The organism is Arthrobacter sp. Y3223166, assembly GCF_059090935.1.
This window is the reverse complement of record NZ_JBNHGE010000005.1, coordinates 76543-89562: the sequence shown is the minus strand read 5'-3', so window position 1 is coordinate 89562 and position 13020 is coordinate 76543. Positions and strand designations below refer to the sequence as shown.

12 protein-coding genes and 1 tRNA gene are annotated in these 13020 nt (G+C 67.1%); 5 read left to right on the top strand and 8 right to left on the bottom strand.

From position 1 onward, the window contains the following. The first annotated feature begins 128 nt into the window (after positions 1-128). The 5 genes from AC5RUH_RS04660 (at position 129) to AC5RUH_RS04640 (ending at position 4901) form a co-directional block, all read left to right on the top strand. Positions 129-425 (top strand): GroES family chaperonin, encoded by a 297-nt coding sequence (locus AC5RUH_RS04660; protein ID WP_493978707.1) that lies wholly within the window; start codon positions 129-131, stop codon positions 423-425. A 318-nt stretch (positions 426-743) separates the two neighbouring features. Then, positions 744-2072, top strand: a complete 1329-nt coding sequence (locus AC5RUH_RS04655; protein WP_494014380.1) for a branched-chain amino acid ABC transporter permease — start codon at positions 744-746, stop codon at positions 2070-2072. An 11-nt stretch (positions 2073-2083) separates the two neighbouring features. Beyond that, positions 2084-3064, top strand: a complete 981-nt coding sequence (locus AC5RUH_RS04650) for a branched-chain amino acid ABC transporter permease (RefSeq protein WP_494001474.1) — start codon at positions 2084-2086, stop codon at positions 3062-3064. 74 nt (positions 3065-3138) lie between these two features. After that, positions 3139-4134, top strand: coding sequence for an ABC transporter ATP-binding protein (locus AC5RUH_RS04645; protein WP_494001870.1), 996 nt, complete (start codon positions 3139-3141; stop codon positions 4132-4134). Between the two features lie 11 nt (positions 4135-4145). Then, complete coding sequence (locus AC5RUH_RS04640; RefSeq protein ID WP_494076255.1) at positions 4146-4901, top strand: ABC transporter ATP-binding protein; 756 nt, start codon at positions 4146-4148, stop codon at positions 4899-4901. Positions 4902-5207: 306 nt separating this feature from the next. On the opposite strand, the gene AC5RUH_RS04635 is transcribed toward AC5RUH_RS04640, so the two are convergent. The 8 genes from AC5RUH_RS04635 to AC5RUH_RS04600 form a co-directional block, all read right to left on the bottom strand. Continuing rightward, positions 5208-6602, bottom strand: a complete 1395-nt coding sequence (locus tag AC5RUH_RS04635; protein WP_494073570.1) for an ABC transporter substrate-binding protein — start codon at positions 6600-6602, stop codon at positions 5208-5210. A 144-nt stretch (positions 6603-6746) separates the two neighbouring features. Next, positions 6747-6819 (bottom strand) — tRNA-Leu (locus AC5RUH_RS04630). A gap of 46 nt (positions 6820-6865) precedes the next feature. Further along, positions 6866-7375: a GNAT family N-acetyltransferase gene (locus tag AC5RUH_RS04625; protein ID WP_494128023.1), complete on the bottom strand. Its 510-nt coding sequence runs from the start codon at positions 7373-7375 to the stop codon at positions 6866-6868. 96 nt (positions 7376-7471) lie between these two features. Further along, positions 7472-8920: an NAD(P)/FAD-dependent oxidoreductase gene (locus tag AC5RUH_RS04620; protein ID WP_494128022.1), complete on the bottom strand. Its 1449-nt coding sequence runs from the start codon at positions 8918-8920 to the stop codon at positions 7472-7474. A 78-nt stretch (positions 8921-8998) separates the two neighbouring features. After that, entirely contained in the window at positions 8999-10441 is a 1443-nt protein-coding gene (locus tag AC5RUH_RS04615; RefSeq protein WP_494128021.1) for a S8 family serine peptidase, read from the bottom strand. Between the two features lie 49 nt (positions 10442-10490). Further along, a complete protein-coding gene (locus tag AC5RUH_RS04610; RefSeq protein ID WP_494128020.1) occupies positions 10491-11441 on the bottom strand; it encodes a Ppx/GppA phosphatase family protein in 951 nt (316 codons plus the stop codon). Continuing rightward, on the bottom strand, positions 11441-12148 hold the full coding sequence (locus tag AC5RUH_RS04605) for a DUF501 domain-containing protein (RefSeq protein WP_494128019.1): 708 nt from the start codon (positions 12146-12148) through the stop codon (positions 11441-11443). Before AC5RUH_RS04605 ends, AC5RUH_RS04610 begins: the two co-directional genes overlap by 1 nt. A 70-nt stretch (positions 12149-12218) precedes the next feature. Beyond that, positions 12219-12974: an FtsB family cell division protein gene (locus AC5RUH_RS04600; protein WP_494001482.1), complete on the bottom strand. Its 756-nt coding sequence runs from the start codon at positions 12972-12974 to the stop codon at positions 12219-12221. Between the last annotated feature and the right edge of the window lie 46 nt (positions 12975-13020).

Sequence of the window (13020 nt, the reverse complement as noted above, 5' to 3'; positions counted from 1 at the left end):
CAGCATCGCGGCCGACGCGCCTGCAGCCCCGCGTCCGGGCCCGCCTGCCCGGGTAGAATGCTGGAGTGACGTCCCGCAGTCCTTCCAACGCGCCCCGCTCCTCCGCCCGCGCCAAGCTGCCCCTGCGCATGCTCCATGACCGCATCCTCGTGGCTCCGGACCAGGACAGCAGCGAGCGCCGTTCGTCCTCGGGAATCGTCATTCCGGCCACCGCCGTCATGGGCAAGCGCCTCGCGTGGGCCGAGGTAGTCGCCGCCGGCCCGCACGTGCGCCAGGTAGCGGTCGGCGATCGCGTGCTCTTCGACCCCGAGGACCGCGCGGAAGTCGAAGTCAACGCCGCCGACTACACCCTGCTCCGCGAGCGCGACGTCCATGCCGTCTCCCAGCCCGAGGAAGCGGACAGCGGCACGGGGCTCTACCTGTAGATCTCTGCCTTCAATTCCGCGGCCCTTCCTGCCGTTCCCGGGCGCCCTGCCTGAAGCTTCCCGCAGGGACCCCTCTGGTTTTCCGCGGGGTTGCCGGCATCCGGTAGCCCGCCTGTTCCCAGAGGCCGATACGTTTCATCGATGCTAAACGACGGCTTCACAGTTGTTACCTGATCGCGACAGAACGCACCTTCCCGCCGCCCGTGACGCAGGTAACATAAACGACACGTCCGTGATTTCCGTCACAGACGCTGTCAGCGCCTGCCGGTGATCCGGCGGACCACACCCCCCACTGTGGAGGTTCATATCTTGATCGCGATGCCGAAGCTCGTTCGGCCATTGGGGACACTGCTCGCCTTACTGGCGATCATCGCGGGCATTATCTTGTCCGCGCCCCCCTCACTGGCTTCGACCACCTCACCTGAACCCACGCCCGGCGCGACGACGACGGGGACCGCGCCGGCGGAACCCTTCCGCGACACGATCAGCGGCGTCCTGCGCAATGCCGACGGCCCCGTCGTGGGGGTGCGGATCACGGCGACGGGCGAAGGATTCACCGGCGAGGCGACCACCGGCGAAAACGGGTCTTGGTCGATCGGTGTCCCGAAACGTGGAACGTACCAAGTCGAAGTGGACGTCTCGACCTTCCCGGAGGGAGTGGAGCTCGCCGAAGGCACGCCGAATCCGCGTGAAGTCACCTTCACGAACACTTCCAACGCCGCGGCCATCTTTCCGCTCGGTGAAGGCATTGTGCTCCAGGGCGCCGGTTTCGGGGAGATCTTCGTCGAGCGCCTCATTGCGGGCCTGAGCTTCGGCCTGCTGCTGGCCCTGGCCTCGGTGGGGTTGTCTCTTATCTACGGCACCACCGGCCTCACCAACTTCGCGCACGGCGAGATGGTCACCGCCGGCGCGGTGCTGATGTTCGGCTTCGCGCTTGTCGGCCTTCCGGTGTGGCTGGCAATGCTGTTGGCCATTGTCCTGGGCGGCGCGTTCGGCTGGGCACAGGACGCCTGGCTGTGGAAGCCGCTGCGTCATCGGGGTACCGGGCTGATCCCCATGATGATCATCAGCATCGGCCTGGCCCTGGCTGCCCGCTATGTCATCCAGTTCAACTTCGGCGGCGCCACGCAGCAGCTGCCGCAGGCCCGAAGCCCCATCCTGGAATTTGGCGAGATTTCGATCAGCCGCAACACGCTGCTCTCATTGATCGTCAGCCTGATAGTGATCATCCTGATTGCCATGCTGTTGCTGAAGACCCGGCTGGGCAAGGCCACCCGGGCGGTCGCGGACAACCCCGCGCTGGCGGCGGCCTCCGGTATCGATGTTGACGGCGTCATCCGCATCGTCTGGACGGTCGGCGGGGTGCTGGCCGCGCTGGGCGGCATCCTCTGGGCGTATTACCGCCCCGGCGTCACGTTCAACATGGGCCAGCAGATCCTGCTGCTCGTCTTTGCCGGCGTCATCCTCGGCGGCCTGGGCACCGTGTTCGGCGCCCTGGTCGGCTCGGTGATCGTCGGCATGTTCGTCGAACTGTCGACGCTCTGGCTGGAAGCGGACCTGAAATACGTGGGCGCCCTGCTGATCATGATCGTCGTCCTGCTGTTCCGGCCACAGGGCATCCTGGGCCGTCGAGAGCGCGTGGGTTAGGAGGCAACACCATGGATTTCCTGAATATATTCACCAACGCCCTGGGCGAAATCATCAGCCCGACGACGGCCGCCTACGCCCTGGCGGCACTCGGGCTGGCCGTCCACTTCGGCTATTCCGGCCTGCTGAACTTCGGCCAAGCCGGTTTCATGGCTATCGGTGCCTACGGCTTCGCCATCCCCACTCTCGAATGGGGCGTGCCGTTCTTTGTCGGCGTCTTGATAGCCCTGATCGGCTCGGTGATTTTTGCGCTCCTGCTGGGCATCCCCACGCTTCGGCTCCGGGCGGATTATCTGGCCATCGTCACGATCGCCGCGGCGGAGATCATCCGGTACGTGGTCACCACCAACGACCTGACGGACATCACCGGTTCGGCCAACGGCCTGGCTGCCTTCGAAGGCGGGTTCTTCGCCCTGAACCCGTTCCCGCAGGGCGCCTACAATTTCGGCCTGGTGACCCTGAACGAACGCGGCCTCTGGATCCGCGTCGTCGGCTGGGGCCTGGTGGTCATCTGCTGCCTGCTGGTCTTCCTGCTGATGCGCAGCCCGTGGGGCCGGATCCTGAAAGGCATCCGCGAGGACGAGAACGCGGTGCGGGCCTTGGGCAAGAACGTGTACTCGTACAAGATGCAGGCCCTCATCATCGGAGGCCTGTTCGGAACAATGGCCGGCATGGTGTTCACGCTTCCCCGCGGAGCGGTGCAACCAGCCAACTACCAGACGGAGCTGACGTTTTTCCTCTGGACCTGCGTGCTGCTGGGCGGCATGGCCACCGTCCTCGGCCCGGTTATCGGCGCCATGCTCTTCTGGGTAGTCCTCTCGCTGACCCAGGGACTGCTCTACGGTGCCATCGAGGCGGACTACATCACCTTCCTGACAACCACGCAGGCAGGACAGCTCCGCTACATCCTTGTTGGCATCGCCTTGATGCTGCTGATGATCTTCAGGCCCCAAGGCGTGCTGGGCAATAAGAAAGAACTGGCATTCACATGAGCGAACAAGACCGCACCACCGCTGCCGGGGCCGCCGCCGTCCCGGAACAGGCAGACCAGCCGGTCACGGACTACATGACGGACACGCGTCCCATTGCTGCCGACGAACCGGGCCCGGGCTGCCGGAAACGGGATCCCATCCTCGTCGCCAAAAACGTGACCCGGCAATTCGGCGGCGTCAACGCCGTGGACGTGGAATATCTCGAGATCCCGCGGCACCAAATTACGGCGCTGATCGGACCCAACGGGGCGGGCAAGACCACCCTGTTCAATTTGCTCACCGGGTTCGATATCCCCCAGAGCGGCGAGTGGTCCTTCGAGGGGCATTCCCTCGCCGGTGTGCCGTCCTACAAGGTGGCCCGCATGGGCATGGTGCGCACATTCCAGTTGACCAAGGTTATGGGAAAGCTCTCCGTCATGGAGAACATGCGCCTGGGTGCCACCGGGCAGTCCGGCGAGAACCTCTTCAAGGCCCTCTTCAAGAACATCTGGGGGCCCAAGGAACGGGAGATCACGGATCAGGCCGACGTCTTGCTGGCCAAGTTCAAGCTCGACACCAAACGGGACGACTACGCGGCATCGCTCTCGGGCGGCCAGCGCAAGCTGCTGGAAATGGCCCGCGCCCTGATGGTCCGGCCCAAGCTGGTCATGCTCGATGAGCCGATGGCCGGCGTCAATCCCGCCCTGACGCAGTCGCTGCTGGAGCATGTCAGAAACCTGAAGGCCGAGGGCATGACCGTGCTGTTCGTCGAACACGACATGCACATGGTCCGCCACATTGCCGACTGGGTGGTGGTCATGGCCGAAGGCCGGATCGTGGCGGAAGGTCCGCCCGGCGTCGTCATGAAGGATCCCGCTGTGATCGACGCGTACCTGGGCGCCCATCACGACGTCGACCTGGGCGACGCCGAAGGCGTCGAAGCGCTGGAGGAAGAGCTGGCGCAGGACGCGGAGTCGGTCGTGGGCACGGATGCCGAGGGCGTCCTGGGCCGCCACATCAGCGAGCAGGATTCCAGCGCGGAAGAAGCAGGCAACGCCGACCGCGGAACCAGAAGGAAGGACCGGCCATGAATGCGCGCCGCATGGAAACGACCCCGAAAGCCGTGGCGCCGGGGGAACCGGTGGTCACCGTGACGGATTTGGTGGCCGGCTATCTGCCCGGCGTCAATATCCTCAACGGCTGCAGCATCGAGGCCCGCCAGGGCGAATTGATCGGCATCATCGGCCCGAACGGTGCCGGCAAGTCAACCCTGCTCAAGGCGATGTTCGGCCTGGTCAAGGTCCATTCCGGCACCGTAGTGGTGCGCGGCCAGGACCTGACCGGGCTGAAAGCGAACAAGCTCGTCAGCCGCGGCATCGGGTTCGTCCCGCAGAACAACAACGTCTTTTCGACGCTGACCATCGAAGAAAACATGGAAATGGGCATGTTCCAACGGCCCAAGGACTTCAGGAAACGCTTCGATTTCGTGGCGGGTATCTTCCCGGAACTGGCCAAGCGCCGTGCGCAGCGGGCGGGCTCGCTCTCCGGCGGTGAACGCCAAATGGTGGCGATGGGACGGGCCCTGATGATGGACCCGGCGGTGCTGCTCCTGGACGAGCCTTCCGCCGGCCTCTCTCCGGTCAAGCAGGACGAGACGTTCCTGCGGGTGCACGAAATTAACCGGGCCGGTGTTTCCGTGATCATGGTGGAACAGAACGCGCGCCGCTGCCTGCAGATCTGCGACCGCGGCTACGTCCTGGACCAGGGCAAGGACGCCTACACCGGAACCGGCCGCGAACTGCTGAAGGATCCGAAGGTCATCCAGCTCTACCTGGGCACGCTCGCGGACACCGCCTGAGACCCAGCCTCACCGCGACGGCGGCGCCTGTCCCCAGGGGCGGGCGCCGCCTTCGTGTTTGCCCACTGGCCTCAGGGCGCCGCCCGCTGCGCCCAAGCCGGGTGTCCCCGCCGCGTGTGCTGCCCCCTGGCGGGCCCAGGCGGCATGCTCGTCCCCCAACGCCCCGCCCGGCCCGGTCCCAGCGGACCTCTCATGCCGGCACCGCCTTCGCATCCCGCTCCGGAACGTCCGGCCCGGGAGCACGGCAGAGGGCCCCGACCGGCGGCCGGGACCCTCTGCAGTGCTACCCGTGGTGCTGGATCAGCCTTACAGCTGGCCGAACTCCTCGCGCTTCGGCTGCGGTACGTTGGTGTCGTCGTACTCGTAGATGCCGATGTAGGCCTCGGTCGGATCACCGTTCTCGTCGAACGAGATCGGGCCGGAGATGCCGTCGTAATCGATGTCCTTGCCGTCGCGCAGCAGCGTGACACAGCCGGCGAAGTCGAAGCACTTTTCGCCGTCCGCGGACACGCCCTGCATTTCCTTGGCGATGTCCTCGCCCTTGGTGCTTCCGGCAGCCTCGGCTGCCAGGGCCACCAGGTTCACCGCATCGTAGGACTCACCTGCGTAGGAGTAGGAATTGAGGTTGTCGTCCATTTTCGCCAGCGCCGCCTGGAAATCTTCCTTGGCGAACGTTCCGGGGATCGTGCCCTGGGCTCCGGCCATGGCACCCGGATCGAGGTCCGCGCTCAGGTCCGAGGTGTTGCCGTCCACCAGGAACATCTGGTCGGGGGTGACTCCCTTGGACAGCAGCAGCGGTGCGATCGACTTGATCTGGTCGAAGGTGATCAGCGCGATCGCGTCGGGCTTGGCGTTGACCACGGCGTCCACCTGCGAGCTGAACTGGGAGTCACCCTCGTTGAACATCTCGGTGGCCACAACCTGGCCGCCGGCGCCTTCAAACGCCTGCTTGACGTTCTCCGCCAGGCCGGTGCCATAGGCGTCGTTCAGCACGATCATGCCCAGCGTCTGGGCGCCGCAGGACACCATGTAGCTGCCCAGCGTGCGGCCCTGCAGCACATCCGACGGCGCGGTGCGCCAGTAGAGGTTGTTGTCGTCCCAGGTGGTGAAATCCGGCGAGGTGTTCGCAGGGGAAATCTGCACCACCCCTGCGCCCGTAATCTGGTTGATCACGGTCTTGGATACGCCCGAGGACGCTGCGCCAACGACGGCGCTGACATCCTCGCTCAGCAGTTCGGTCACGGACTGGGTAGCGATGTCGGTGGTGGTATCGCCGGAGTCTCGCTGGATGGTTTCCACGTCCTTGCCCAGTACGCCGCCGGCCTCGTTGATCCGCTCAACGGCCAGCTCGACGCCCGCAACTTCCGGCGGGCCCAGGAAGGCCAGCGAGCCGGTGGCGGGCAGCAGCGTGCCGATTTTCAGCGGGGTATCAGTGGAGCCCTTCGTCTCGGGAACGGCGGAGGGGTCACCCGTCGCGCCTGCCGTGGGACCCCCGCCCTCCCCCGCGTCGGGACACACCAAACCGGATGCCCCCGCCGGTGCCGATGTGCCGGCTCCCCCGCCGGTCTCCGAAGGCGTTGACGTGCCCCCGCCGCAAGCCGAGGCAAACAAAGCGATCCCCAAACCGAGCGCGGCCACCCTTCCCGCGCGTGCGGAGTTGCCGCCGGTGCCGAAAAGCACTGCATTGCGTGTTGCAGTCATGTATGTTTTCTCCTCGATCGAAAGGTCCGCGAACCTTTGATGCGATCACCAGGTATTCCTGATTACAGAGAAAACTAGTCCAATTCGTTGTTGAAAATAAGCGTTTTGGGTTACATCCTTGTAACGCTCGTCACACTTAATCCGTACCCCCGGTGGGACTCGAACCCACACTGGACCGATTTTAAGTCGGTTGTCTCTGCCATTGGACTACGGGGGCCAGCACTCCGGCACCTACCTAGGGTACTTGATGGGCCCGCGCCGGTTCACAATCGCCCGAAGGGTTCGGCGTAGCGGAAAACACCCGCCGGCACCGGCCGGCCGGCCAGCGGGAGGGCCATGAAGTTGGCGTCCCACGACGGATCCGGGGCACCGATGCCCAGTTCGCTGGCTGGCCGATAACCAAACCGCGGATAGTAGCCGGTGCTTCCCAGCAGCACGATCACGCTCTCCCCGGCCGCCTCGGCGCGATGCCGCGTTTCCTGCAGCAGGGCCGCCCCGATCCCTGCACGCTGATGGTTCGGCTCCACGGCAAGGGGCCCCAACCCCAGCGCGGGCTCATCGCCGATCCAGCCGCGGGTGCTGATGACATGGCCAATGACGGCGCCCCCTTCTTCGGCGACGAGCGAAAACTCCGGCAGGAAGCCGTCGCAGCCGTACAACTCGGCCAGCAGCCGGGCTTCCACCGGTTCATCGCCGTCGTCGGTGGCGAAGGCGCGTGACACTAGCCGGAGCACGGCCGACCGGTCGTCCCGCTGTTCCGTCCTGATCCTCACCGCAGCATTCTATGCGGCCCCCCCCACCGGGATCTCGTTAAATGCAGTAAAGCCCGGGCACCGCCACAGCGGTACCCGGGCCTGATGCCGGTGCGCCTAGCGGCCGGTGGAGGCGAGCTCCTTGTCCGCCCCGGTGCCCTTGGCATCCCCTGCCGGCTTGGGGGCCTCGGCGGCCTGCGGGCGCGGCTTGGGGGAAGCCGCCTCGCGGAACTGGCGGTACGGGGTCTGCAGGTCGGCAAGGCGCGTGGTGTCGCGGCCCAGGAAGATTGTCCAGAACCAGTTCGAGATCACGCGGATCTTGCGCTCCACCGTCGGCATGGCCATCCCGTGGTAGCCGCGGTGAGCCATCCATGCCGGCCAGCCCTTGAGCTTGATGCCCATAATCTTGGCGACGCCCTTGTTCAGGCCGAAGCCGGCGACTGCGCCCAGATTCTTGTGCTTGTACTCGGTGACGGTGCCCACGCCCCAGCGGGCGGCGTAGATGTTCTTGGCGAGACGCTTCGCCTGGCGGATGGCGTGCTGGGCGTTGGGAACGCAGAACCCTCCCACGCCGCCGCCGGTCAGGTCCGGCACGGCGGCGACGTCGCCGGCGGTCCAGGCTCCCTCGATCGGGCCGTTCTCGTCGATGATCTGGAGCGTGGCGTCGGCCTTGATCCGGCCGCGCTCGTCCTGCGGGAAGCCGAAGTTGCGCGCCACCGGGTTCGCCTGCACTCCGGCGGTCCACAGCAGGGTATCGGCCTCGAAGGTTTCGGCGGGAGTCTTGTCCGGCATGTTGATCAGCTCCAGCACGCCGCCTTCTGCCTTGGCCAGCGAGGTGTTGAGCATGACCTCGATGCCGCGCGAGCGCATGTGCTCCACGACCCATTCGGCCTGGTCTTCGGTAACCTCGGGCATGATCCGGCCCATTGCCTCGACCAGGACGAAGCGCAGGTCTTCCTGGCGCAGCCGCCCGTTCTTCTTGACGGCGGCGCGGGCCAGGTCCTCGATCTCGGTCATGGCTTCAATGCCGGCGAAGCCTCCGCCGACGCCGACGAAGGTCAGCGCGCGGGTCCGCTCCGGCCCCTCCGGGAGCAACGAACCGGTTTCGATCCGCTCGAGGACCTTGTTGCGCAGTTCCACGGCTTCTTCCACCGTCTTCAGGCCGATGCCGGCTTCGGCCAGTCCCGGGATCGGGAAGGTGCGGGTAATGGCACCGGCGGCAACGACGACGTCGCGGTAGTCCAGCTCGAAGGCCTCGCCGGCGGCGGGGGTGATCACGGCCTTCTTCGCGGCATGGTCGATCGACGTCACCTTGCCGGTGATGAGTTCGGTGTCCCGCAGGTGCTGCCGGTGGTTGACCACCACATGGCGGGCTTCGATGCTGCCGGAGGCGACCTCGGGCAGGAACGGCTGGTAGGTCATGTACGGCAGCGGGTCCACCAGGGTAACGATGCCGCCGTGCCGCTTGACCTTCTTCTGGAGGTTCAGCGCGACGTAAAGACCAACGTAACCGCCGCCGACCACCAGGACGCGCGGACGATCGGACAGAGCAGGAGTGAGTGCCATGCCCTCAGTATAGTCGCTTTTGTGAAACTTTTCACGAAGTACGGACGGCGGGCATAACAGCCCTGGGGCCAGGCAGAATCAGCTCTTGGCCGGTTTCCGGATCTCTTCCCGGATCGGCGGGATGAAGTCCGTGTTTGCTTCCTCGACCGCCGACGTGCCCTGCCGCACGGCCTTGCGCGTGCGCAGGGTCTGGACGGCGCCCAATATTAGGACGGCGGCGATCAGTCCGCCGAACGAAAACACGAGGACGGCCGGCAGCACCGAGTCTTCGCTGTTCGGGGGAACCGCCACGGGCGAAGTGGGTTCCGGAATATCCGGCGCCTCGGCCTTGGACTGCACCGGAGCCTCCGACTGGGGGGCGGCGGCTTCACCGCGGCGGTGCACCGTAATCCAATGCGCGATGGAGCCGAGCGGGTTGCCGGCGACCTCCGGCACGTCCGCGTTCAGGGCTGCCTCCGCGTCGAGTACGCCGTAGCCGTAGATCGGATCATGGCCCGGAACACCTGCGTCCTTGGCCGTGCTGACGATGCGGTTGATCACCTGGGCCGCGCTCATGTCCGGGTATTTGGAGCGGATCAGTGCGGCCACACCCGAGACCAGCGGCGTGGCACCGGAGGTGCCGGACCAGTCGGCATAGAGGCCGCCGGGCAGTCCGCCGACCAGGTTTTCGGCCGGTGCCGCAACACCGATGACGATGCTCTGGGCCGAGGCCTCCTGGCTCGCCTCGCCGTCGCGGTTCAATCCCGCCACGGTCAGCACGCCGGGGATGGTAGCAGGGGCGCCGGACTGTTCCGTGCCGCCCGCGCGGTTGCCCGCGGCGGCGACGACCACCACGTCATGCTGTTCGGCGTAGAGGAACGCCGCGTCCCAGCTCTCCGGCCAGGAGGTGCTGGAGCTGGTCAGTGACATGTTGATGACCTGCGCGCCATTGTCCACGGCCCAGCGGACGGCCGCCGGAATCTGCTCGTCGACGCCGATGCCCGAGGGGTTGGGCGTGCCGAGCCAGGTAGACGCCGTCAGGATCTGTGCCTTCGGTGCCACCCCGATCACGCCGTCCGTGCCGGCGCCGATCCCCTCGTCCTTGTGCTTGGACTTGGACTTGGACTCTTTGTCGTTCTTCTTTTTGGCGTCCTTCTTGTCTTTCTCCGGTGCATGGCCGCGTCCGGCCAGCAGGGTGGCAACCAAGGTGCCGTGCTCCGGCGTTTGCCCGATGCCCCGCTGGCCATCGGGATCACCGGAACCGGATACGTCGGTACCGCCCACCACGGCACCCTTGAGGTCCGGGTGCGTCGCGTCAACGCCGCTGTCGATCACTGCTACCTTGACGCCTTCGCCCTGCGATTCGTCCCAGGCGGCGCGAATCCCATAGGCGTCCAGCCAGTATTCCTTGTCGCGGGTGTCGTCCGCCTGGGCCGGGCCGGCAAGCACCAACGAGGCGAGCACCGCGATCGCCGTTCCCAGCGAGAAGGCCTTCGACGCGGCCGCGCGTCTGGCCGGCCATTCACTGTCGCGCTGGCGCATGGATGTCCCTTCGTTGGCAAAGCGGTTTGGTCCCCGGAACCCGGGAAGCTCAGTGCGGCAGCCGGGTGGCCGCACTCAGGGCGATTCCGTCAAGAATATCGTGTTCGCTGGCTGTCGCACCGTCCACGCGGCCGCCGGTCAGTGCGGCCAGCCGTCGGGAAACGGTCCGCCAGATGAGCGCGCCGGCGCCGATGACATCGACCCGTCCAGGATGCATGTAGGGCAACGCGGCCCGCTGTTGCCGCGTCATCTTCAGGAGGGAGGTGCACGCAGCATCCAGCCGGGCACCGTCCAGATGCGCCCCGTGGATGCTTTCCGGACGATACTCGGCCAGCTGCAAGGCGTGGGCGGTGACCGTGGTGACGGACCCCGCCACTCCGACCAAGCGGTCGACGTCGGCCAGCGGCACCTCGTCGAGCACGTGCGCCAGGTGTTCTTCGGCGCCCGCCACGGCGTGGGCGATCTCGGCGGCGGTTGGCGGATCCGAGAGCAGGTGCCGCTCGGTAAAGCGGACGCACCCCATGTCGGTGCTGAGCGCGGCCAGCACCCCGTCGGCGGTTCCCAGCACGAACTCGGTGCTGCCGCCGCCCAGGTCCACCACCAGCACCTTCTCCCCCGGTTGCGGTGCCAGGACGTTGGCGGCGCCCGTGAAGGACAGCTCAGCCTCTTCCCGGCCACTGATCACTTCTGGTTCCACGCCGAGGCGCTGGCGGATGCCGTCGACGAAGACCTGGCGGTTGGCGGCGTCGCGGGTGGCGGAGGTGGCGACAAAGCGCAGGGTTTCGGCACCGTGGCTGCGCAGCTGGCCGGCATAGTCCTCCGCCGCCGCGAAGGTCCGCTCCAACGCTTCCGGCGCGAGCGCCCCGGTGGCGTCGACGCCCTGCCCCAGCCGCACGACTCTCATCTCGCGGACCACGTCGGTGAGCCCGCCGTCCTGGACATCGGCGATCAGCAGGCGGATCGAGTTGGTTCCGCAATCGATCGCTCCGACGCGTGCCACTAGGACTCGCCTCCGTCTGCCTGGCCGGACGTGGGGCCATCGACGGTGCCGCCGTCGTCGTCCGCCGCCTCCCTGCCGCCGGCTCGCCGGGCCTTCTTCGCGGCCAGCTCTTCGGCCGTCAGTCCCTGCGTCCGGGTGTGCCGGCTTAGATCCCGGGCCGGAGCGATGCCGTCCACATCCCAGGCTCCGGGGCAGTAGCAGCGGTCCGCGGTCCACCATTCCGCGATACGTTCGATCGCTTCGTCGCCCAGCGGATTTACGCCGGGACCTGCGGCCAGCGAATGACCCACCAGGACGTGCAGGCATTTGACCCGCGTGGGCATGCCGCCGGCGGAGACACCCGCGATTTCGGGCACGTCGCCGATGCCGGCCCGGCTGCCGACCTCGTCGCGGGCCGCCAGGTACTCCTCGTGCGCGCGGTGGTAGGCCGCGGCCAATTCCGGATCCTGCTCCAGCCGTTCGGTCATCTCCGTCATGACCCCTGCGGCCTCCAGCCGGGATACCGCCGACGTGATGACCGGGTGGGTCAGGTAGTACGTGGTCGGGAAAGGGATTCCGTTCCCTAGCCGCGGCGCCGTCGTGGCGACCAGCGGGTTTCCGCAGACGCATCGTGCGCCGATCTCCACGACGTCGCGCACGGGCCTGCCGAGCTGGCGGCTCAGGGTGTCGAGATCGTCGGGGGTGGGGGTGCGCTGAGCGTCGTTCATGGCTCAGTCCTTTCCTGGCGCTGCGGCCCGTGGGGCAGGGCCGTGTGATTCGGCAGGCTCTGCCGGGAGGTCAGTCTGCTGCGGGCGAGTCTGTGGCCGCGCGGGTCACCGAGTTCCACAGGGCGTCGACCCACGGCAGGTCCTCGGGTGCGGTGGCGGAGGCATGTTTGTTGGACTCGCGCAGTCCCTCCGCGCCGGTGACCATGTACCGCTTCTCCCCCGGCATTACATAGAATATGCGATCCCGGGCCTGCTGCTTGATGTAGGCGGGATCGTCCCAGCGGGCCAGTTCCTTGGTCAACTGTTCATTGGAGTCTTTCTTGGCGGCGATGTCCGCCTGCAGCGCGGAGAGTTCCGCCCGCTGTTCAATGAAGATCCGCACCGACGGGGCCAGCAGCACGGTGATTGATACCAGCACCAGGGCCAGCGCCAGCAGGCGCCCGGAGAACGCTTTCGCCGGGACCGGCACGGCGTCGGCCGGGGTTTCCCTGGCCGGTGGCCGGGGCTTTTGGCCGGCAGCCGGTGCGGCCGGCTGCCGGATGGCCTCGGACAGCTGCCGGCGTTCGGCCGCGCGGGCTTCCGACGGCGAGGGCTTGGGTTTCGCCGGCGGCTTCGGCTTTCGCTGCTGGCCGGCGTCCGGCGCGCGGGGGGTGCGGGCATCCGGCTGCGGAGCGGAGCTGGTCGGGGGCCGGCCGAAGTCGGCCCGGATCACCTGTCCGGTCTCCGGTTCCCGCGCGTCGGTGTCCTTGCCGTCCACGCCGCCCGAGGCAGGCCCGCTGCCGGCCGGGCGGCCGGCCCGGGGCATGTTGGGGCGTCGGGTGGACATTCGCGGCTCCTCACCGTGGTCGTCGTGCGGGGCTCCGGCTTTGCCG

Excerpts from the sequence above, each read along its gene's own strand:
- AC5RUH_RS04660 (WP_493978707.1), top strand. The coding sequence starts at position 129 with ATGCTCCATGACCGCATCCTCGTGGCTCCGGACCAGGACAGCAGCGAG.
- AC5RUH_RS04655 (WP_494014380.1), top strand. The coding sequence starts at position 744 with ATGCCGAAGCTCGTTCGGCCATTGGGGACACTGCTCGCCTTACTGGCG.
- AC5RUH_RS04650 (WP_494001474.1), top strand. The coding sequence starts at position 2,084 with ATGGATTTCCTGAATATATTCACCAACGCCCTGGGCGAAATCATCAGC.
- AC5RUH_RS04645 (WP_494001870.1), top strand. The coding sequence starts at position 3,139 with ATGACGGACACGCGTCCCATTGCTGCCGACGAACCGGGCCCGGGCTGC.
- AC5RUH_RS04640 (WP_494076255.1), top strand. The coding sequence starts at position 4,146 with ATGGAAACGACCCCGAAAGCCGTGGCGCCGGGGGAACCGGTGGTCACC.
- AC5RUH_RS04635 (WP_494073570.1), bottom strand. The coding sequence starts at position 6,602 with ATGACTGCAACACGCAATGCAGTGCTTTTCGGCACCGGCGGCAACTCC.
- AC5RUH_RS04620 (WP_494128022.1), bottom strand. The coding sequence starts at position 8,920 with ATGGCACTCACTCCTGCTCTGTCCGATCGTCCGCGCGTCCTGGTGGTC.
- AC5RUH_RS04615 (WP_494128021.1), bottom strand. The coding sequence starts at position 10,441 with ATGCGCCAGCGCGACAGTGAATGGCCGGCCAGACGCGCGGCCGCGTCG.
- AC5RUH_RS04605 (WP_494128019.1), bottom strand. The coding sequence starts at position 12,148 with ATGAACGACGCTCAGCGCACCCCCACCCCCGACGATCTCGACACCCTG.
- AC5RUH_RS04600 (WP_494001482.1), bottom strand. The coding sequence starts at position 12,974 with ATGTCCACCCGACGCCCCAACATGCCCCGGGCCGGCCGCCCGGCCGGC.